This is a genomic window from uncultured Salinisphaera sp. (assembly GCF_964012375.1).
Taxonomy (GTDB): Bacteria; Pseudomonadota; Gammaproteobacteria; order Nevskiales; family Salinisphaeraceae; genus Salinisphaera.
This window is the reverse complement of the sequence record NZ_CAXGSH010000079.1, coordinates 1-19409: the sequence shown is the minus strand read 5'-3', so window position 1 is coordinate 19409 and position 19409 is coordinate 1. Positions and strand designations below refer to the sequence as shown.

Genomic DNA, 19409 nt, shown 5'->3' with positions numbered 1-19409 from the left:
GGGTGGATTCCTGCGCGGCCGAATTCCCGACCGCGACCGCCTACCAGTATTCGTCCTACGACGAGGAATGCGAGGCGAACCCCTCGGATCGCGACAAGATCATGGTGCTCGGCGGCGGTCCCAACCGGATCGGCCAGGGTATCGAGTTCGATTACTGCTGCGTACACGCCGCGCTCGCGATGCGTGAAGACGGGTACGAGACCATCATGGTCAACTGCAACCCGGAAACCGTATCCACCGACTACGACACCTCGGACCGGCTCTATTTCGAGCCGCTGACCTTCGAGGACGTGATGTCGATCATCGACGTCGAGAAGCCCAAGGGCGTGATCGTGCAGTACGGCGGCCAGACGCCGTTGAAGCTTGCGCGTCGTCTGGAAGCCGCCGGCGCGCCGATCATCGGCACCACGCCGGACTCGATCGACCTGGCCGAGGATCGCGATCGCTTCCTCAATCTGGTCAACAAGCTCGGGCTCAAGCAGCCGGCCAACCGCAGCGCGCGCTCTGAAGCCGAGGCCATGCGCCTGGCCGAGGAAGTGGGCTTCCCCATGGTGGTACGTCCGTCCTACGTGCTTGGCGGCCGTGCGATGGAGATCGTCTACGAGCCGGAGGATTTGCAGCGCTACATGACTGCCGCGGTCAAGGTTTCGCCGGATTCGCCGGTGCTGCTGGATCGATTCCTGGAAGACGCGATCGAGCTGGACGTGGACGCCATCTGCGACGGCACGGACGTGTTCATCGGCGGCATCATGGAACACATCGAGCAGGCCGGGGTGCATTCGGGCGACTCGGCCTGTTCGCTGCCGCCCTACAGCCTCGGTCCCGAGGTGCTCGACGAGGTGCGTCGCCAAACCGCCGCGCTCGCGCGCGGGCTGTCGGTGGTGGGCCTGATGAACGTCCAGTTCGCCATTCGCGGCGGCGACGTCTATCTGCTGGAAGTCAATCCGCGCGCCTCGCGTACCGTGCCGTTCGTATCCAAGGCCACCGGCGTGCCGCTGGCCAAGATCGCGGCACGCTGCATGGCCGGCCAGACGCTGGCCGAGCAGAATATCGGCGCAGAGCGCAAGATCGAGCATTTCGCGGTCAAGGAAGCGGTGTTTCCGTTCTCCAAGTTCCCGACTGTCGACCCCTTGCTCGGCCCGGAAATGAAGTCCACCGGCGAGGTCATGGGTGTCGGACTTACCTTCGGCGAGGCGTTTGCCAAGTCGCAGCTGGCCGGCGGCGTCGGCTTGCCGGAAGGCGGCACCGCCCTGATTACGGTACGCGACGGCGACAAGCCGCATGCGGTCAAGCTCGCAGGCGAGCTCTGCGAAGCCGGTTTCCGGATCGTGGCCACGCATGGTACGGCCGCGGCGATCAGCGAGGCGGGCGTGGAATGCACGGTGGTCAACAAGGTCAAGGAAGGCCGCCCGCATCTCGTCGACATGATCAAAAACGGCGAAATCCAGCTGGTGGTCAACACCACGGAAGGCAAGCGCGCAATTGAAGAGTCGCGCTCGATCCGAATCACCGCGCTACGCTACAAGGTGGCTTACTTCACCACTATCGCCGGCGCGCAGGCCAGCTGCACGGCGCTGGCCGATGGGCGCACGGCGCAGGTCTACTCGTTGCAATCCATTCAGGCGGCGATCCCGGCCTAGCGGTTGCAGCGAGCCGGGGGTGCGGGCGCGTAGCCCGCACCAGGCCTGGGATAGGCGCCGGCCGATTGCACGCGCAAGCACGGGCCTGGACGGGCGGCTTACGGCCAACCCCCGAAAAAAGTCTGCGAACTCGTTATAATGCGACCAAACCAAAACTCAGACTGTAGCCATTAGCGACCAACATTCTGCAAACGAAGTCCGGTTTCGCCCGCCCCGCAAAGAGGACGGCGCCGGCATTCTCCGACTCGTGCACGACCTAGGCGTGCTCGACGTCAACTCTGCCTACGCCTACATGCTCATTGGCGAGCATCACGCGGCGACCAGCGTGGTCGCCGAAATCGACGGCGAACTGGTGGGGTTCATCACCGCCTACATTCTCCCGGCGCAGCCCGACATCGTTTTCGTCTGGCAGGTCGGCGTTGCCGAAGCCGGTCGCGGCCGCGGTCTGGCCACGCGCATGCTCTTTGAAATTCTTGAGCGCGAAGCCTGCGAGAATGTCCGCTATCTCGATACCACCATCGGGCCGAGCAACGATCCGTCGATCGCCTTGTTCCGTGGCTTGGCGCGTCGCCTGGAAACCGGCGTCGAGGAAAGCGAACTGTTTTCCAGCGAAATGTTCGGCGATTTCGACGACGAGCCCCACGAGCCGGAAATTCTGTTCCGCATCGGTCCGTTCGACCGCGCGAGCGTGATCGCGCACGACACCGAATAAGATCGCTCGGCCGCTTGCCATGCGGCCGCAGGTCATCGATTATCCGAGCAACAGCTCAGGAGTATTTATGGAAATCATCAATCGTCTTGAATCCGAAGTCCGCGGCTATGTCCGCTCCTTCCCCAAGGTGTTCACCTGGGCCAAGGGCAACCGCATGAAGGCCGAGGACGGCAGCCAATACCTCGACTTCTTCTCCGGCGCCGGCGCGCTCAACTATGGTCATAACGACGAGACCATGAAAGCCGCGTTGATCGAATACATCCAGTCCGACGGCGTGACCCACGGCCTGGACATGGCCACGGCAGAGAAGGTCAAGTTCCTCGAAACCTTCGAGAACGTGATCATGAAGCCGCGCGGCATGGAATATAAGATTCAGTTCCCGGGGCCGACCGGCACCAACGCGGTGGAAGCTGCGCTCAAGATCGCGCGCAAGGTCAAGAAGCGGCCGGGCGTGCTGTTCTTTACCAACGCCTATCACGGCATGACGCTGGGTGCGCTGGCGGTGACCGGCAATGCCTCCAAGCGCGGCGGTGCCGGTGTTGCCATGCCGGGCGCGACGCCGTTGCCGTATTGCGGCTATTTCGGCGAAGGCCGCGACACGGCCGACGATCTGGAAGCCATGCTCAAGAACAGCTCCAGCGGCCTGGAAAAGCCGGCGGCGATCATCGTCGAAACGGTGCAGGGCGAGGGCGGCATCAACGTCGCCAGCTTCGACTGGCTCAAGAAGGTCGAAAAGCTCTGCCACGAGCACGACATGCTCTTCATCGTGGACGATATCCAGGCCGGCGTCGGCCGTACCGGTCCGTTCTTCTCGTTCGAACCGGCCGGCATCAAGCCGGACATCATTACCGTATCGAAGTCGCTGTCGGGCTACGGCCTGCCGCTGGCGATCACCATGATTCGTCCGGATCTCGACATCTGGAGCCCGGGCGAGCACAACGGCACCTTCCGTGGCTTCAATCACGCCTTTGCTACCGCCAACGCGGCGCTCAAGACCTACTGGAGCGACGACAAGCTGGAAAAGGAAACGCTGCGCAAGAGTGAAACCATCAAGCAGCGCTTGAACGACATGGTCGACGCTCAGCCTTCCTTCGAAGCCGAAATTCGCGGCCGCGGTTTCTTTATCGGCATGGACTGCGCCAACGCAGAGCTGGCCGACGAAATTGCTGCCGAATGCTTCCAGAACGGCCTGATTCTGGAAACGGCGGGCGCCGACGACAACGTCATGAAGGTCATGCCGCCGTTGATCAGCACCGATGAAGACATCGCCGAAGGCCTGGATATCATCGAAAAGGCGCTCGCCACCGTGCTCGAACGGCACGGCCTGCTCAACAGCGCGGCCTGATCGTTCGTTTTGACTGCAATCCTGCACACATGCTGTAGGATGCAGGGGTGTGGATCATCACAAGACGCTAGGAGTCTTATATGAAGATTGTGCGTACCGAAGACCTGCGCGGCACCGATCGCGAAGTCATCAGCCCGGACGGCTGGACCAGCGTGCGCTGGTTGCTCAAGAGCGACGGCATGGGGTTTTCGTTCCACGAAACGACGTTCCCCCCGGGGCTCGAGTTCGACATGTGGTACAAGTACCACCTCGAAGCGGTGTTCTGCTATCAGGGCGAAGGCACGATCGTTAATCGTGACACCGGTGAAGAGCACAAGATCGAGCCGGGCACGGTGTATGCGCTGGACAACCATGACAAGCATACGCTCAAGGCCAAGACGGAAATGAAGCTCGTCTGTGCCTTCAATCCGCCGGTCACGGGCCGCGAGATCCATGATGAAGACGGCGCCTATGTGCCGCCGGAAGACTGATCACGCGACCTGGATCGCGTAATCAGTACGGATCGAAAAAGCCCCGGTCGAAAGACCGGGGCTTTTTTTATGCGTAGCGTCTGCCGGGCGGGGCGTTCCAGAGCCTGCTAACGTCAAGCGTTGCGCTGCCTTCCGGAAATTCGCCTGGCAAGGCGGGAGGCAAGATGTGGGTGAGCCAAATCAACCACGTGCAACGCTGCATGGCGGATTTTTTCCGACGCGACCATCGGGACGCGGGCCCTGCATGATCACGCAAGGCGCGCGATCCGGCATCGCAGCGCGCTCATGTCGCAAACGAAAATGATCCGCGGCAAGGCGATTTCGGCAGCGTTAACAAGCCCTAGGCTGTCAGCCCGCCCACGAGCGCGCCGGCAAGCAGCGGCAGGCTCTGAGCCAAGATCAGCACGAACAGCCCCGCACTGGCAATGATGCCGATCAGCGGCAGGCCCGCCAGTGCAGTACCGAAGCCGACCAGTACGAAGCACAGCACGGCTGCGGGCAGTACGGCGGCGAGCAGCCCGCGCCCGGCGCTACCTGCGGTACGTCCGCCGACAAAGCCTGCGACCAGCGGGCCGAGCAGGGGCAGCCAGAACAGCAGCAGGGAGAGGACGGCCATCCAGATCATGGCCATGACGATACTGCCTTGTTTCATTCGGTCTTTACCTTTCTTGCATGGACGAATGCCGGTCAAAGCCGGACAATGGCGCCGATTATCGCATCCGAGCGCCAATCGCCATGAATCGTCACAGCCTCGACAATTACGAGCGGCCCGAACTCGAGCCGCCGCAAACCGATGCCAAGCTGCTCATGCATTCCTGCTGTGCGCCCTGTGCCGGCGAGGTGCTGGCCGCGGTCAAGGCGGCCGGTATTGATGTCACGGTGTATTTCTACAACCCGAACATCCATCCCGTTCAGGAATACGAGATGCGCAAGGCGGAAGACATCCGTTATTGCGAACAGCTCGGCATCCCGCATATCGACGGCGATTACGATACCGACAACTGGTTCGACCGTATTCGCGGCCTGGAAAACGAACCCGAGCGCGGGCGTCGTTGCACCGTGTGTTTCGATATGCGTTTCGAGCGTACCGCTTTGTATGCCGCCGAGCACGGCTATGGTCTGGTTTCCAGCACGCTGGGCATCTCGCGCTGGAAGAACATGGCCCAGATCAACGAAGCGGGCGTACGCGCGGCCAATCGCTATGACGATGTCACCTACTGGACGCTGAACTGGCGCAAGCAGGGCGGGGCGGCACGCATGATCGAAATCGCCAAGCGCGAGGCGTTCTACCAGCAGGAGTATTGCGGCTGCGTGTACAGCCTGCGCGATACCAACCGGCATCGCACCGCGACCGGCCGACCGCGAATTCAGAAGGGCATCAAGTTCTATGGCCGCGAGGCGATTCGCAGCGCGAACGTACCGGGCCGCGGCGAATACCCGACGCTCGACCGGAGCTCGGACTGAATCGCCGCGTGTCGGCGCGCCCCTGCTAACGCCCTTCTTACGACCCCGCTCGCTATAATGTCGCCATGACGCGTCCCCACGTGCATTCTGCTGCCGCGCACCGCCAGGCGCGTTCGGACTTCAGCGCCAAGCGCCGGGCGACGATTGTCGGTGCGCTGGTGAATCTGCCGCTGGCCCTGATCAAAGTGCTGGTAGGCGTGATCGGGCATTCGCAGGCGCTTATCGCCGACGGTGTGCATTCCGCGGCCGATCTGCTCAGCGATGCGGTGGTGCTCGGCGCCGTACAAATGGGCATGCAGCAGGCCGATCATGACCACCCCTACGGCCACGCACGCATGGAAACCGCGGCGACGTCGCTGGTGTCGCTGTTTTTGCTGATCACGGCGGGCGCGCTGGCCTATGACGGTATTCACCATCTGGCCACCGACGCGCCGAGCACGCCGCCGACGTGGCTCGCGCTCGCCGTCGCGCTTGTGTCGCTGGGCCTCAAGGAAGGTCTGTTCTGGTACACCCTGCGGGTCGCGCGCCAGGCAAAATCACAGCTCATCGAGGCCAACGCCTGGCACCACCGAAGCGATGCGCTCTCCTCGATCGCGGCACTCGTGGCTATCGGTGGGGCCATGCTTGGCTATCCGGCGCTCGACGCGCTCGGCGCCATTCTGATCGGTCTTATGCTCGCGTTCATCGGCCTGCGCTATGGCTGGCAGAGCTTTCGCGAGCTGGTGGATACGGGGCTGAAAGCCGACCGTATTCAGGTGGTGCGAGAACAGATCGCCACCGTCCCCGGCGTGCGGCATATGCGCCGTCTGCGTACCCGTACGATGGGCGGTCACGACGCGTTTGCCGATGTGGGCGTGTTCGTCGATCCGTACGTGAGTCTTACCGAAGCGCATCGTATCAGCGAGGCGATCACGTCGCGCCTGGTACGTCACGTCGACGAAATCGCCGATATCTGCGTGCATATCGAGCCGGACGGCCATGCCGATTCCGACGCGGCCCATGCGCTACCGCTGCGCGAACAGATTCTGCCGGAGCTGGAACGCGCCTGGCAGGGCCTGCCGGCCGCCGGCTCGATCCAGCGGGTTACGCTGCACTATCTCGATGACGTCATAGAAGTCGAGATCCAGCTACCCCTGGCGCGGGTACCGTTCCACGAGCGCGATCAGGCTGCCTTCGACGTCATCGCCCGCGAGATCAGCCCGATTGCCGAAATCCGGCTGCTCTACGGCGCACCCCAACGTACGCGGCGCCACGAGTAATCGCGCCTGAAATCCGCCGCCCCTGGCGGTGCGACGCGTTCAACGAACAGTCTGAAAGCCGCAGATCACGACGGCGGCGCGGCTTGAAACGCGACCGAGCGGCCGGCGTCGTCCAAGCAGCCGTCGCGTGCGCTCTTCTACAGGGGAGCCGCAGATTTCGCCGATGACACGCATGAGCGAGCGCCGTGCATGCGCCAGTCGGCGGCGAACGATCATGATCTCCTGGCTTCGATCTGTGTGATCTGCGGACTTTTCCTTATCGCCGGTGCTACCGAAGATCAGGCGCCAAGACAGGTGATCGCCCACCACGGCCGAGTCAATACATCGGCTTGATCGGCGTCGTCTGCGGCTGCCTTCAACTAACAGCCCTGGCCGCTACCCTGGCCGCTAATAGGCGAACTCGGTGAACACCGGGTCGACCGATTCATTCCAGCGGCCGGCATACAGATCGAGCAGCGTTTCGGCCGGCGTGACCCCGGTGTCCGCGATTTCGGCCAGCTGGTCGAGATACATCCGTTCGTCGCGATCCTGGCTGTCCAGGCGTGCGCGCCGTTCCAGCCCGCCCTGGGCGATGGCGACCACTTCGCGCGCGACATCCTGCAGGGTGCCGTCGCGAAACGGCGTTTTCAGGCCATGGATCGGCGCCTCGCGACGCAGGCGATTGCGTTCTTCGGCACTGAAATCGCGGCATAGCTGCCAGGCGGCGTCGAGGGCTTCGCTGTCGTAACACAGCCCGGCCCAGAGGGCGGGCAGCGCACACAGACGCCGCCAGGGGCCGCCGTCGGCGCCGCGCATTTCCATGAAGCGCTTCAGGCGCACCTCGGGAAACAGCGTGGTCAGATGATCGTCCCAGTCCGACAGCGTGGGCAGTTCGCCCGGCAGGGCCGGCAGCTTGCCGGCGAGAAAATCGCGAAACGACTGGCCTGAGGCATCGATATAGCGCCCGTCGCGATAGACGAAGTACATGGGCACGTCGAGCGCGTACTCGATATAGCGCTCGAAGCCCATGTCGTCGTCGAATACCCAGTCGAGCATGCCGGAGCGGTCGTTGTCGGTATCGGTCCAGATCTGGCTGCGATAGGACACGAAGCCGTTCGGCTTGCCCTCGGTGAAGGGCGAGTTGGCGAACAGCGCCGTGGCCACGGGCTGCAGCGCCAGGCCGACCCGGAATTTCTGGATCATGTCGGCTTCGGAGCCGTAGTCGATATTCACCTGCACGGTGGAGGTGCGCAGCATCATGTCCAGCCCGAGCGTGCCCACCTTGGGCATATAGGCTTTCATGATGTCGTAGCGCTGCTTGGGCATCCACGGCACGTCGGCCCGTGCCCATTTGGGCTGAAAACCCAGCCCCAGCAGGCCGACATTCAGCTCGGCGGCGACTTCCTTGACCTGTTTGAGATGCACGTGGATCTCGTCGCAGGTTTCATGGACCGTATCCAGCGGCGCGCCGGCAAGTTCGAGCTGGCCGCCGGGTTCGAGCGTGATATGACAACGGCCGAGTTCGAGCGCGACGAGGTTGCCGTTCTCGGTCATTGGCTGCCAGCCGAAGCGCTGCAGTTTTTCCAGGAAAGTTCGGATGCCGCGCTCGCCCTCGTAGGGCAGCGCCCTGAGGGTGTCGCGATCGAACACGAACTTCTCGTGTTCGGTACCCAGGCGCCAACGGCTCGGCGGCTTGCAGGCGTTTTCGAAGTATTCGATGAGCTGGCGGCGATCCGTGATCGTCGCGCCGCCGGATTGTGAAGGCGCCGACATGGATTCTCCAATCGGTCATGATCGCGGGCCGCGGGCCGCGCGCATCATGCTGCAGTCTGAATTTGGCGCATGGTAACGTTAAAAAGCATCGACCGGGATAGTTGGCGAATGCATTCAATACACGGCGCAGGTGCACGAGCGGCCGCGCGCGCAATCCGCGCTCGAGCGCCGGCGCGGCCGCGCGCGTTTGTCTGGAGTTCATCATGAGTACGGCCACCTCCAAATCGGCCCATATCGAGGCGCTGTTCCGGCTCACGCGATTGCATAAGCCGATCGGCATCTTCCTTGTGCTTTGGCCCATGCTCTGGGCGCTGTGGCTGGCGGCCGATGGCATGCCCGATCCCTGGGTGCTCTGTGTTTTCGTGCTCGGCGCGATCCTCATGCGCTCGGCCGGCTGTGTGATCAACGATTTCGCCGATCGCAAGATCGATGGCCACGTGCGACGTACCAGGGCGCGCCCGCTGGCCACGGGCGAAGTCAGTGCGCGCGAAGCGCTGGTTCTGTTTGTCGTGCTGTGTCTGGCCGCCTTTGTGCTGGTGCTTACGCTCAACGGCCTGACCATCGCCATGTCGGTGGTGGGCGCGGGGCTGGCGGTGCTTTACCCGTTTACCAAGCGAATGACGCATTGGCCGCAGATGTTTCTGGGCGCCGCTTTTGGCTGGGCCGTGCCCATGGCGTTCGCGGCACAGGCCGGCTTCGTACCGTGGGGCGGCTGGCTGCTGTTCGTGGCCACGCTCATCTGGGCGCTGGTCTACGACACCTTCTACGCCATGGTCGATCGCGACGACGATCTCAAGATCGGGGTCAAATCCACGGCTATTCTGTGGGGGCGCTACGATCGGGCCGTAATCGGTGTATTCCAGCTGCTGTTCTTCGCCTTGCTGATCGCGGTCGGCGGCGCGTTCGAGCTGGGCTGGCTGTATTACCTCGGACTGGCCGGCGGTGCGGCCATGGCGGTCAATCATCAGTGGCTTGCACGTCATCGCGAGCGCGATGCCTGTTTTCGTGCGTTCATGCAGCACAACATCCTGGGCGGGGTCATCTTTGCCGGCGTTGTCGCCGATCTCGCCATTCGCTAGGGTGCGTTCGCGCGCTCGTCGACCGCCTTCGATCAAAGGCCGGCCCCAAGCGCTGGCTTGTCTGTTCATGCATACGGTAATCGTCTATGAGTAACGCCGACCTGATCGCGCGCGATCTGAAAGTCGTCTGGCATCCCTGTACCCAGATGAAGGACACCGAGGCCATGCCGCCGGTGCCGATCAAGCGCGGCGAGGGCGTATGGCTGGAGGACTTCGACGGCAATCGCTATATCGATGCGGTGAGTTCCTGGTGGGTGAATATCTTCGGCCACGCCAACCCGGCCATCAACGACCGCATCAAGAGTCAGCTGGATACCCTCGAACACGTCATGCTGGCCGGTTTTTCACACGAGCCCGCGGTCGAGCTGGCCGAGCGGCTGGTGGATCTCACGCCGGCCGGGCTCACCCGCGCGTTCTATGCCGACAACGGTTCGGCCGCGGTCGAAGTCGCGCTCAAGATGAGCTTTCACTACTGGCGCAACACCGGCCACGGCGAAAAGACTCGATTCATCAACCTGGGCAACAGCTATCACGGCGAAACGCTCGGTGCGCTCGCGGTCGGTGATGTCGATCTTTACAAGAAGACCTACGAGCCGCTGTTGCTCAAGCCGCTGACCGCGCGCTCGCCCGATTGCTACCAGCGCGAGCCGGGCGTGAGCTGGCAAGAGCACAGCCGGGCGGTTTTCGCGGACATGGAGGCGCTGCTGGCCGAGCATGCGCACGAAACCTGTGCCGTGATCGTGGAGCCGCTGCTGCAATGCGCCGGCCATATGCGGATGTATCACCCGGTTTATCTGGAGCTGCTGCGCGAGGCCTGCGATCGCTACGGCGTACATCTCATTGCCGACGAAATCGCGGTGGGGTTTGGCCGTACCGGCACCCTGTTTGCCTGCGAGCAGGCAGGCGAAGAGGGTATTTCGCCGGATTTCATGTGTCTGTCAAAGGGGTTGACGGCAGGCTATCTGCCGCTGTCGATCACCATGACCACGGACGACATCTATGCAGCGTTCTACGACGACTACGCCAACCTCAACGCGTTCCTGCATTCGCATTCCTACACCGGCAACCCGCTGGCCTGTGCGGCCGCGTTGGCCACGCTAGACGAGTTCAAGCGCCGCGACCAGATCGCGGTCAATCGCCAGCTGGCGCAGCACATGGCCGACGCAGTCGCACCGCTGGCCGCGCATCCGAACGTGGGCGAAGTGCGCCAGACCGGCATGGTCGTAGCCATCGAAATGGTCGCCGACAAGGCCACGAAGACCCCGTTCGACTGGCGCGAGCGCCGCGGGATTCGCGTTTATCAGCATGCCTTGAGTCAGGGCGCACTGCTGCGCCCGCTGGGCGACGTGATCTATTTCATGCCGCCTTACGTCATTACGCCCGAACAGATCGCGCATCTGGGCAGGGTGGCTGCACAAGGCATAGAACGCGCCGTCTCGACTTGAGGCGAAAGCGCTGCTAGCCTGAGCCTGTCCGGCTGAGGCCGGCCCAGACACAACCGATTCTTGCATCCGCAAACGAGAAACGGTCGCCGTAACGGCGGCCGTTTTGTTTTCGGGTGCGTTGTTTTTCCGAGGTGGAGCGATGGACAAGACACCGCTGACGCAGACCGGCGCCGACGCGCTACGTGATGAGCTCAAGCGACTCAAGAAGACCGAGCGCCCGCGCATCGTGGCGGCGATCGAGGAGGCGCGTGCTCATGGCGATCTCAAGGAGAACGCGGAGTACCACGCAGCCAAGGAAGAACAGGGCTTCAACGAGGGTCGTATCAACGAGATCGAGTCGAAGCTTGCCACCGCGCAGATTATCGATGTCGCCCGCGTGGGTGCCCAGGCAAACGGTCGCGTGGTGTTCGGCGCCACGCTGGACCTGGCCGACGAGGACAGCGGCGAGGAGTTCACCTACCAGATCGTTGGCGAAGATGAAGCCGACATCAAGAAAGGACTTCTGTCGTTCGCCTCGCCGATTGCCCGTGCGCTGATCGGCAAGACCGAAGGCGATGTGGTCGATATCGAGGTGCCGGGCGGGCGCCGCACGCTCGAAATCGTCGAGGTGCGCTATATCTGATCGCGCTAGCGCTGCCGTGACCGGGCGTCGCGGCAGCGTCCCGACTACGTTTTTTCGGGGTTGGGACGATACAGCGTTGCGGTACGCCCGATCTGCTGTACGCAGGCCGCCTCGAGGCGTTCGCAAATCTGTTCGACCTCGGCACGTCGATCCTGTTTTTCTTCGGTAGCAAGCTTGACCTTCACCAGCTCATGATCGAACAGGGCGCGATCGATTTCAGCCAGTACAGGTTCGCTCAATCCGGCTGCGCCGGTTTGCACCACAGGCTTGAGGTGGTGAGCCTGTTTTTTGAGTGCGCGGCGGGATGCGGCATCGAGGTCTAGGGGCATTGGCGGTTTCACGACAGCTGGCTGAAAACAGCGCAACAGTATACGACCCATGAGCAAGCGCAGCGATACACGCCGTTGGCTGGACAAGCATCGTAACGATCCCTACGTGCGGGCAGCGCAGAAGGATAATTACCGCTCGCGCGCGGTCTACAAGCTGGCCGAGGTCGATGAGCGCGACCAGCTGCTCAAATCCAAGCAGTGCATCGTCGACCTTGGGGCGGCGCCCGGCGGCTGGAGCCAGTACTGTAGACGCCAGCGTCCACAGGCGCGCGTGGTGGCACTGGACCGCCTGGATATGAAACCGATCGACGGGGTGGATTTTCTCAACGTCGATTTCGCCGAACAGGCCGGGGTGGATAGCCTGATGCAGGCGCTGGGCAGCGACCGCGTCGATCTTGTACTTTCCGACATGGCCCCCAATTTGACAGGGATCATGGTGGCCGATCAGGCCGGCGTGATGCAGTTGGCAGAACTCGCGCTGGATCTGTGCGCTTCGGTGCTGGACGCTGAAGGCGATCTGTTCATCAAGGTGTTTCAGGGCGAGGGTTTCGACGAAATGCTGGTCGATATGCGCAAACGCTTTCGACGCGTGGCGGTGCGCAAGCCCAAGGCCTCGCGCGATGCGAGCCGCGAAATGTATCTGTTGGGCCAGGGCTGGCGTACATGAAGCTGTGGGATAAAGCAGCAGGCCGACAGGCCGATTGTTTATACTGTCCGCTACCAGGTCGGACACCAATCATACGACCGCAGGATCGCGGTCGAGGATGTAGATCTTGAACGAACTAGCTAAGAATCTGCTGTTGTGGGTCGTGATCGCGCTCGTGCTGATGAGCGTGTTCTCGAGCTTCGCGCCGTCGACGTCGAACGCCAACGAGGTGCCGTACTCGCAGTTCCTCGACCAGGTCGAAAACGGCAGCGTGTCGCAGGTCAATATCGAGGATCAGCGGATCCGCGGCCAGCTCAAGTCCGGCCAGAAGTTCGCGACGTTCAGCCCCGAGTCCGACAACAAGGCCATGATCGGCACGCTGCGCCAGCACGACGTCGAGATCGTGGGCGAGCCGCCGGATCAGGGCTCGTTCCTCAAGCAGATTCTCATCTCCTGGTTCCCGTTCCTGCTGCTGATCGGCGTCTGGATCTATTTCATGCGCCAGATGCAGGGCGGCGGCGGTGGCCGCGGCGCGATGTCCTTCGGCAAGTCCAAGGCGCGCATGATGCAGGCCGACCAGGTCAAGATCACCTTCGCCGACGTGGCTGGTGTGGAAGAAGCCAAGTCCGAGGTTCAGGAACTGGTTGAATTCCTGTCCGAGCCGGGCAAGTTCCAGCGCGTGGGCGGCAAGATTCCGCGCGGCGTGCTCATGGTCGGCTCTCCGGGTACCGGCAAGACGCTGCTGGCCAAGGCCATCGCCGGCGAGGCCGGGGTGCCGTTCTTCTCCATCTCGGGCTCCGACTTCGTCGAGATGTTCGTGGGCGTGGGCGCATCGCGTGTGCGCGACATGTTCGAACAGGCCAAGAAGCAGTCGCCCTGCATCATCTTCATCGACGAAATCGATGCGGTCGGCCGCCAGCGTGGCGCCGGCCTGGGCGGCGGGCATGACGAGCGCGAGCAGACCCTCAACCAGCTGCTGGTCGAAATGGACGGTTTCGAAGGCAGCGAGGGCGTGATCGTGATCGCGGCCACCAACCGGCCCGACGTGCTCGATCCGGCGCTGCTGCGCCCCGGTCGTTTCGACCGCCAGGTGGTGGTGCCGCTGCCGGACGTGCGCGGTCGCGAGCAGATTCTGAAAGTGCACATGAAGAATGTGCCAATTCACGACAACGTGAAGGCCTCGATCATCGCCCGTGGCTGCCCGGGTTTTTCGGGTGCGGATCTGGCCAACCTGGTCAACGAGGCGGCGCTGTTCGCCGCGCGCGCCAACAAGAAGCTCGTGGTTCAGGAAGACTTCGAGCGCGCCAAGGACAAGATCATGATGGGCGCGGAGCGCAAGTCCATGGTCATGACCGAGGACGAGAAGCGCCTGACCGCCTATCACGAAGCCGGCCACGCAATTATCGGCCTGACCGTGCCCCAGCACGATCCGGTGCACAAGGTCACCATCGTGCCGCGCGGTCGTGCCCTGGGCGTGACCATGTTCTTGCCCGAAGAGGATCGCTACAGCTATTCCAAGCAGCGGCTGATCAGCCAGATTTGCACGCTCTACGGCGGGCGTCTGGCCGAGGAGATCATCTTCGGCAAGGAAGCGGTGACCACCGGTGCCTCGAACGATATCGAGCGCGTCACCGAAATCGCCCGCAACATGGTTACCAAGTGGGGTCTGTCCGACCGGCTTGGCCCCATCGCCTACGATACGGAAGACAATCAGCCCTTCCTGGGCAAGGCGGCCAGCCAGTCGAGCGGTATTTCCGACGAGACGGCGCATGCGATCGACAAGGAAATCCGCTCCATCATCGACGGCTGCTACGAGCGCGCCAAGCAGATTCTCGAGGATCATATGGACAAGCTGCATATGATGTCGGATGCGCTGATGAAGTATGAAACCATCGATCGCAAGCAGATCGACGAAATCATGCAGGGGCGCGAGCCCGGCCCGCCCGAAAGCTGGGACGACTCGGATACGCCGAGCTCGGGCGGCGGCAATACGCCGACCGCGAGCGCGCCGGATTCCGATACCTCGTCCGACAAGCAGGACAAGGACGACAAGGGTGTGCCGAGCCCCGCGCACCATCGCGAATCCTGATTCCATCCGGGTTTGAGAAAGCCGGCAGGCAGCGTCTGCCGGCTTTTTCGTTCCAATGACAAGAAGTGATTTGCAGCGGTTCGTTGCCGTGTGGAGCGACGCGTGTATTTGAGTAGTCGTAACAGGCGTCTGGCGCTGTCCACGCCCGTGGTCATGGGTATTCTCAACGTCACCCCGGACTCCTTTTCCGACGGCGGCGCCTATGTGGAGACGACACGGGCGGTCGATCACGCGCTGGCGATGGTCGAGCAGGGCGCAGCGATCATCGATGTGGGCGGCGAGTCCACTCGGCCGGGCGCGGATCCGGTCGACGAAGGCGAAGAGCTGGCGCGCGTGCTGCCGGTGATCGAAGCCCTGCGCGCGCAGAGCGATGTGTTCATTTCGATCGATACGGTCAAGCCGTCGGTGATGCGCGCCGCCTGTGCGGCCGGGGCCGACATGATTAATGACGTCATGGCGTTGCGCGCCCCCGGGGCGCTCGAGGCGGCGCGCGATAGCGAGGCTTCGGTTTGTCTGATGCATATGCAGGGCGAGCCGCGCACCATGCAGTCGGCCCCGGCTTATCGCGATGTCGTCGCCGATGTGCGCGCGTTCCTGGCCGAGCGTGTAGCGGCCTGTCGCGAAGCGGGTATCGACGACAGCCGTCTTTGCGTGGACCCTGGCTTCGGCTTTGGCAAGACGCTCGCGCACAACCTGGCGCTTATGCGTCGGCTGCGCAGTTTTGTCGACGACGGCCTGCCCGTGCTGGTCGGCGTATCGCGTAAATCCATGTTCGCGAAGTTACATGGCCACGACGATATGGACAGTCGTATTCATGCCAGCGTGACGGCTGCCTTCTGGGCGGCGACCCAGGGCGCAGGTATCATTCGCAGCCACGATGTGGCCCCGACCGCCGAGGCGCTCACGCTCGCCGCGGCGCTGGTCGATAACTGATTCACCGGTTCAACAAGGAAGACACGACCGTGGCGCAGCGATATTTTGGAACGGACGGCATTCGTGGCGAAGTAGGCGAAGCGCCGCTGACGCCTGATTTCGCGCTCAAGCTCGGCTGGGCGGCCGGCCGCGTGCTGGTTCGCCGTCTGGGTGAGCGCGGCGTGCCGGAAAGCGCCGGCGAGCGCGCCCAGGTGCTCATCGGTAAGGACACGCGCCTGTCGGGCTATATGTTCGAGTCGGCCTTGGAAGCCGGTTTCGCGGCCGCCGGCGTGGACGTGCTGCTGGTCGGCCCGCTGCCGACGCCGGCGATCGCCTATCTGGCGCGCACCTTCCGGGCCGGCGCGGGCGTGGTCATCAGCGCGTCGCACAATCCGTTTTCAGACAACGGCTTCAAGTTCTTTTCGCACTACGGGCAAAAGCTGGCCGACGAGGTCGAGGCGGAAATCGAGGCCGAGCTGGACCAGCCGCTGGTGTGCGTGGATTCCGATCGTCTCGGGCGCGCGCGCCGCGTGGAAAGCGCGCCCGGGCGCTACATCGAGTTCTGCAAATCCACCGCGCGCTTCGAAAACGGCGGCCTGTCGGGCATGAAGATCGTGCTCGACTGTGCCCACGGTGCGACCTATCACGTCGCACCCGATGTATTTCGCGAACTCGGCGCGCAGGTGGCGGTGATCGGGGCGTCGCCGGACGGGCTCAACATCAACCGCGATGTGGGGTCTACCCATCCAAAGGGTTTGTCCGACGCGGTGCGCGCACACGGCGCTGACGTGGGCATCGCGCTCGACGGTGACGGCGACCGCTGCATCATGGTCGATCACGAAGGCAATATCGTCGACGGCGATCAGCTGCTCTACGTCATCGCCAACGCCCGTCGTCAGGCCGGCGAGTTGCAGGGGCCGGTCGTGGGTACGCTGATGAGCAATCTGGGGCTCGCGCTGGCCTTCAAGCGCGACGGCGTCGAGTTCGAGCGTGCCAAGGTGGGCGACCGCTACGTCTTCGAACGCCTGCGCGCGCTGGGCGCGAACGTGGGCGGCGAGTCCTCGGGCCATATCCTTTGCCTGGATCGAGCCACCACCGGCGACGGTATCGTGTCGGCCCTGCAGGTGCTGGCGGCGATGGTGAGCACGGGTTCAAGCCTGCGCACGCTGGTCACCCCGGTCGACAAGTGTCCGCAGACTCTGATCAACGTGCGCATCACCCGCGGCAGTGCAGATAGCCTGATGCAGAACACGCAGGTCGTGGACGCGGTGCGCGACGTGGAAAATACGCTGGGCGACGAAGGTCGCGTATTATTGCGCCCCTCGGGCACCGAGCCGCTTCTGCGCGTGATGGTCGAAGGCACCGACGCGGGTGCCGTCGAAGACTGCGCCAACCGGCTTGCAGAAAGCGTGCGACAAGCCGCAGCCGCCTGAACAAAATCAACAAGACGACCATAGAGGGTATTCGATGAGCCGCAGGATGCTGATCGCAGGCAACTGGAAAATGAACGGCGATGCCGCCCGGGTGGACGCCTTCGCGCGGGCGCTGAGCGCGGACGCCGGCGCCATCTCGGCCGACATGCTGGTTTGCGTGCCGTTCGTCTATGTCGAGCGTCTGGCCGCCGGTCTGGCGGATGCGCCGGTCGCACTTGGCGCTCAGAACCTTGCCGCGGAAGTCGACCCAGGTGCGTTTACCGGCGAAGTCAACGGCGCGATGCTGGCGGATGTCGGCTGTCGTTACGTAATCGTGGGGCATTCCGAACGACGCGCGCTGTACGGCGAAACCGACGCCGTCGTCGCGGCCAAGGCCAGCGCAGCCGTGGCCGCCGGTCTCACGCCGATTGTCTGCGTTGGCGAAACGCTGGAGCAGCGAGAAGCCGATCAGACGGAAGCGGTCCTGGCCGCGCAGCTTGCGGCCCTGTTCGAACAGTGTGATCGCGCGACGCTGGCCGCGGCCGTGATCGCATACGAGCCGATCTGGGCGATTGGTACCGGCCGCTCGGCCTCGCCCGAGCAGGCCCAGGACGTCCACGCATTTTTGCGCGGACAAATCGCCGACAGGGATGCTACAATTGCCGAATCGGTTCTGCTGCTTTACGGCGGCAGCGTAAAGCCGGACAATGCCGCGGCGTTATTCGCCGGGGCGGACGTCGACGGCGCGCTGATTGGCGGCGCTTCGCTCAAGGCCGATTCATTCTTGGACATCGCGCGCGCGACCGGTTAGGCTCGCGCTCGTTCACAGGCTCTGGCATGGTTTATACAATACTGGTCGTCATCCAGGTCGTTGTTGCATTAGCTCTTATCGGGCTGATCCTCGTGCAGCATGGCAAGGGTGCAGACGCGGGTGCTGCCTTTGGCAGTGGCGCATCGGGTACGGTTTTCGGGGCCAAGGGTTCTGCGAACTTCATGACCCGTGCGACCGCCTCGCTGGCGACGGTATTCTTTGCCATCAGCCTGACGCTGGCCTACCTGATCAACGGTGCGAGCACGCCCACGGGCAGTGTGACCGATCAGGTGCAGCAGCAGGCGCCGGGTTCGTCGCTGTTGTCGGACGGTAACAACAACGGCGTGGCCGGCGACGAAGTGGTCACCGGCGACGGTTCGGCGTCCAACGCCGATAACGAAGACCAGAGTGCGCCTGCCGACACGGGTTCGGCGGCGCCGCAAGAAGTTCCGTCCGATAACGGCGACAACGCCGACACGGACGAACCCAGTGCGCAGGTGCCCGAATAGGGCGTGCACGGGTCCACGATCATGCCGACGTGGTGGAATTGGTAGACACGCTGTCTTGAGGGGGCAGTAGCGAGAGCTGTGCCGGTTCGAGTCCGGCCGTCGGCACCATACAATTTGTCAGCGACGTGAGAGGCACGCCAGCGGCGATATGCGAGTCACGATCAGAAAGGGCTTGGACCTGCCAATCGGCGGCGCTCCGAGACAGGTCATTCAGGATGCGTCGCCGGTCAGTCGCGTCGCGGTCGTCGGCACCGACTACCACGGCATGAAGCCGACGATGGCGGTCAGCGAGGGCGATCGCGTCAAGCTCGGCCAGCCGCTTTTCGAAGACAAGAAGACCCCTGGGGTTATCTATACTGCGCCGGGCGCGGGTGAGGTGGTCGCGATCAATCGCGGCGCCAAGCGCGTGCTTCAGTCCGTGGTCATCCGGCTCGACACCGGTGCCGGCGCCGATGACGAAATTACCTTCGAATCGCATAGCCCGGAGAAGCTGGGCGAGCTCGACCCCGTGCGTGTGGAACGTACGCTGATAGAGTCGGGCCTTTGGACGGCGTTGCGCACGCGCCCGTTTAGCAAAGTCCCCGCCCCGGGCACGCGCCCGCGCTCTATTTTCGTGACCGCGATCGATACCAATCCGCTCGCGGCTGATCCGGCAGTGATCGTCAATCAGCGACGCTCCGATTTCGTCAATGGTTTGCGCGCGCTGTCGCGGCTGACCGAAGGGTCGGTCTATATCTGCAAGTCGCCGGGGGCGGATATCCCGCAGCCTGGCGGCAGTCAGTTCGTGACCGCGGAGTTCGAGGGCAAGCACCCCGCGGGCCTGGTTGGTACGCATGTGCATTTTCTCGATCCCGTAAGCGTCAATACGCGTGTCTGGCACCTAGGGTATCAGGATGTAATGGCGATCGGCGCG

The 19409-nt window shown here is 63.3% G+C and carries 17 protein-coding genes, 1 tRNA gene and 2 pseudogenes; 17 read left to right on the top strand and 3 right to left on the bottom strand.

Annotated features, from left to right (window positions below; genetic code table 11):
• The 4 genes from carB to ABNU97_RS13435 form a co-directional block, all read left to right on the top strand.
• Positions 1 to 1640 (top strand): carbamoyl-phosphate synthase large subunit (gene carB, locus ABNU97_RS13450; protein WP_348767205.1); only part of this gene is annotated, 1640 nt, incomplete at its 5' end.
• A 169-nt stretch (positions 1641 to 1809) separates the two neighbouring features.
• On the top strand, positions 1810 to 2352 hold the full coding sequence (gene ectA, locus ABNU97_RS13445; RefSeq protein WP_348767207.1) for a diaminobutyrate acetyltransferase: 543 nt from the start codon (positions 1810 to 1812) through the stop codon (positions 2350 to 2352).
• Positions 2353 to 2419: 67 nt separating this feature from the next.
• Complete coding sequence (gene ectB, locus ABNU97_RS13440) at positions 2420 to 3697, top strand: diaminobutyrate--2-oxoglutarate transaminase (protein WP_348767204.1); 1278 nt, start codon at positions 2420 to 2422, stop codon at positions 3695 to 3697.
• 80 nt (positions 3698 to 3777) lie between these two features.
• Positions 3778 to 4167, top strand: coding sequence for an ectoine synthase (locus ABNU97_RS13435; RefSeq protein ID WP_293627212.1), 390 nt, complete (start codon positions 3778 to 3780; stop codon positions 4165 to 4167).
• A 340-nt stretch (positions 4168 to 4507) separates the two neighbouring features.
• On the opposite strand, the gene ABNU97_RS13430 is transcribed toward ABNU97_RS13435, so the two are convergent.
• The gene (locus ABNU97_RS13430; protein ID WP_348767203.1) at positions 4508 to 4819 is read right to left on the bottom strand and encodes a hypothetical protein; all 312 of its coding nucleotides are present in this window, start codon (positions 4817 to 4819) and stop codon (positions 4508 to 4510) included.
• 83 nt (positions 4820 to 4902) lie between these two features.
• Here ABNU97_RS13430 and ABNU97_RS13425 point away from each other — a divergent pair, with 83 nt between their 5' ends.
• Both ABNU97_RS13425 and ABNU97_RS13420 read left to right on the top strand, forming a co-directional pair.
• Complete coding sequence (locus ABNU97_RS13425) at positions 4903 to 5631, top strand: epoxyqueuosine reductase QueH (protein WP_348767202.1); 729 nt, start codon at positions 4903 to 4905, stop codon at positions 5629 to 5631.
• Positions 5632 to 5696: 65 nt separating this feature from the next.
• On the top strand, positions 5697 to 6890 hold the full coding sequence (locus tag ABNU97_RS13420) for a cation diffusion facilitator family transporter (RefSeq protein ID WP_348767201.1): 1194 nt from the start codon (positions 5697 to 5699) through the stop codon (positions 6888 to 6890).
• 387 nt (positions 6891 to 7277) lie between these two features.
• Here the strand turns inward: ABNU97_RS13420 and ABNU97_RS13415 are convergent, their stop codons facing one another.
• Positions 7278 to 8642 carry a glutamate--cysteine ligase gene (locus tag ABNU97_RS13415; protein WP_348767200.1) on the bottom strand — a complete coding sequence of 455 codons (1365 nt, stop codon included), beginning with the start codon at positions 8640 to 8642 and terminating at the stop codon, positions 7278 to 7280.
• A gap of 203 nt (positions 8643 to 8845) precedes the next feature.
• On the opposite strand from ABNU97_RS13415, the gene ubiA reads away from it, so the two are divergent.
• The 3 genes from ubiA (at position 8846) to greA (ending at position 11788) form a co-directional block, all read left to right on the top strand.
• Positions 8846 to 9721, top strand: coding sequence for a 4-hydroxybenzoate octaprenyltransferase (ubiA, locus tag ABNU97_RS13410; protein ID WP_348767199.1), 876 nt, complete (start codon positions 8846 to 8848; stop codon positions 9719 to 9721).
• Between the two features lie 86 nt (positions 9722 to 9807).
• The gene (locus ABNU97_RS13405) at positions 9808 to 11166 is read left to right on the top strand and encodes an adenosylmethionine--8-amino-7-oxononanoate transaminase (protein WP_348767198.1); all 1359 of its coding nucleotides are present in this window, start codon (positions 9808 to 9810) and stop codon (positions 11164 to 11166) included.
• 139 nt (positions 11167 to 11305) lie between these two features.
• Positions 11306 to 11788 carry a transcription elongation factor GreA gene (greA, locus tag ABNU97_RS13400; RefSeq protein ID WP_293627226.1) on the top strand — a complete coding sequence of 161 codons (483 nt, stop codon included), beginning with the start codon at positions 11306 to 11308 and terminating at the stop codon, positions 11786 to 11788.
• Positions 11789 to 11832: 44 nt separating this feature from the next.
• On the opposite strand, the gene yhbY is transcribed toward greA, so the two are convergent.
• Positions 11833 to 12117 carry a ribosome assembly RNA-binding protein YhbY gene (gene yhbY / locus ABNU97_RS13395; RefSeq protein WP_348767197.1) on the bottom strand — a complete coding sequence of 95 codons (285 nt, stop codon included), beginning with the start codon at positions 12115 to 12117 and terminating at the stop codon, positions 11833 to 11835.
• A gap of 49 nt (positions 12118 to 12166) precedes the next feature.
• Between yhbY and ABNU97_RS13390 the strand changes: the two genes are divergently transcribed.
• The 8 genes and pseudogenes from ABNU97_RS13390 to ABNU97_RS13355 form a co-directional block, all read left to right on the top strand.
• A complete protein-coding gene (locus ABNU97_RS13390; RefSeq protein ID WP_348767196.1) occupies positions 12167 to 12784 on the top strand; it encodes an RlmE family RNA methyltransferase in 618 nt (205 codons plus the stop codon).
• A gap of 106 nt (positions 12785 to 12890) precedes the next feature.
• A complete protein-coding gene (gene ftsH, locus ABNU97_RS13385; protein WP_348767195.1) occupies positions 12891 to 14852 on the top strand; it encodes an ATP-dependent zinc metalloprotease FtsH in 1962 nt (653 codons plus the stop codon).
• Between the two features lie 153 nt (positions 14853 to 15005).
• Complete coding sequence (folP, locus tag ABNU97_RS13380) at positions 15006 to 15785, top strand: dihydropteroate synthase (protein WP_348767206.1); 780 nt, start codon at positions 15006 to 15008, stop codon at positions 15783 to 15785.
• 29 nt (positions 15786 to 15814) lie between these two features.
• Entirely contained in the window at positions 15815 to 17197 is a 1383-nt protein-coding gene (gene glmM, locus ABNU97_RS13375; protein ID WP_348767194.1) for a phosphoglucosamine mutase, read from the top strand.
• 34 nt (positions 17198 to 17231) lie between these two features.
• Positions 17232 to 17987, top strand: a complete 756-nt coding sequence (tpiA, locus tag ABNU97_RS13370; RefSeq protein WP_348767193.1) for a triose-phosphate isomerase — start codon at positions 17232 to 17234, stop codon at positions 17985 to 17987.
• A gap of 26 nt (positions 17988 to 18013) precedes the next feature.
• Positions 18014 to 18283, top strand: a pseudogene (gene secG / locus ABNU97_RS13365) (preprotein translocase subunit SecG); the annotation flags it as partial.
• A gap of 236 nt (positions 18284 to 18519) precedes the next feature.
• Positions 18520 to 18604: transfer RNA gene (locus ABNU97_RS13360), tRNA-Leu, on the top strand.
• A gap of 40 nt (positions 18605 to 18644) precedes the next feature.
• A pseudogene (locus ABNU97_RS13355) lies at positions 18645 to 19409 on the top strand (NADH:ubiquinone reductase (Na(+)-transporting) subunit A); the annotation flags it as partial.

Bases quoted from the DNA above. Each gene is read 5' to 3' on its own strand.
- ectB (WP_348767204.1), top strand. From the start codon at position 2,420: ATGGAAATCATCAATCGTCTTGAATCCGAAGTCCGCGGCTATGTCCGC.
- ABNU97_RS13435 (WP_293627212.1), top strand. From the start codon at position 3,778: ATGAAGATTGTGCGTACCGAAGACCTGCGCGGCACCGATCGCGAAGTC.
- ABNU97_RS13430 (WP_348767203.1), bottom strand. From the start codon at position 4,819: ATGAAACAAGGCAGTATCGTCATGGCCATGATCTGGATGGCCGTCCTC.
- ABNU97_RS13425 (WP_348767202.1), top strand. From the start codon at position 4,903: ATGAATCGTCACAGCCTCGACAATTACGAGCGGCCCGAACTCGAGCCG.
- ABNU97_RS13420 (WP_348767201.1), top strand. From the start codon at position 5,697: ATGACGCGTCCCCACGTGCATTCTGCTGCCGCGCACCGCCAGGCGCGT.
- ABNU97_RS13415 (WP_348767200.1), bottom strand. From the start codon at position 8,642: ATGTCGGCGCCTTCACAATCCGGCGGCGCGACGATCACGGATCGCCGC.
- ubiA (WP_348767199.1), top strand. From the start codon at position 8,846: ATGAGTACGGCCACCTCCAAATCGGCCCATATCGAGGCGCTGTTCCGG.
- ABNU97_RS13405 (WP_348767198.1), top strand. From the start codon at position 9,808: ATGAGTAACGCCGACCTGATCGCGCGCGATCTGAAAGTCGTCTGGCAT.
- greA (WP_293627226.1), top strand. From the start codon at position 11,306: ATGGACAAGACACCGCTGACGCAGACCGGCGCCGACGCGCTACGTGAT.
- yhbY (WP_348767197.1), bottom strand. From the start codon at position 12,117: ATGCCCCTAGACCTCGATGCCGCATCCCGCCGCGCACTCAAAAAACAG.
- ABNU97_RS13390 (WP_348767196.1), top strand. From the start codon at position 12,167: ATGAGCAAGCGCAGCGATACACGCCGTTGGCTGGACAAGCATCGTAAC.
- folP (WP_348767206.1), top strand. From the start codon at position 15,006: ATGGGTATTCTCAACGTCACCCCGGACTCCTTTTCCGACGGCGGCGCC.
- tpiA (WP_348767193.1), top strand. From the start codon at position 17,232: ATGAGCCGCAGGATGCTGATCGCAGGCAACTGGAAAATGAACGGCGAT.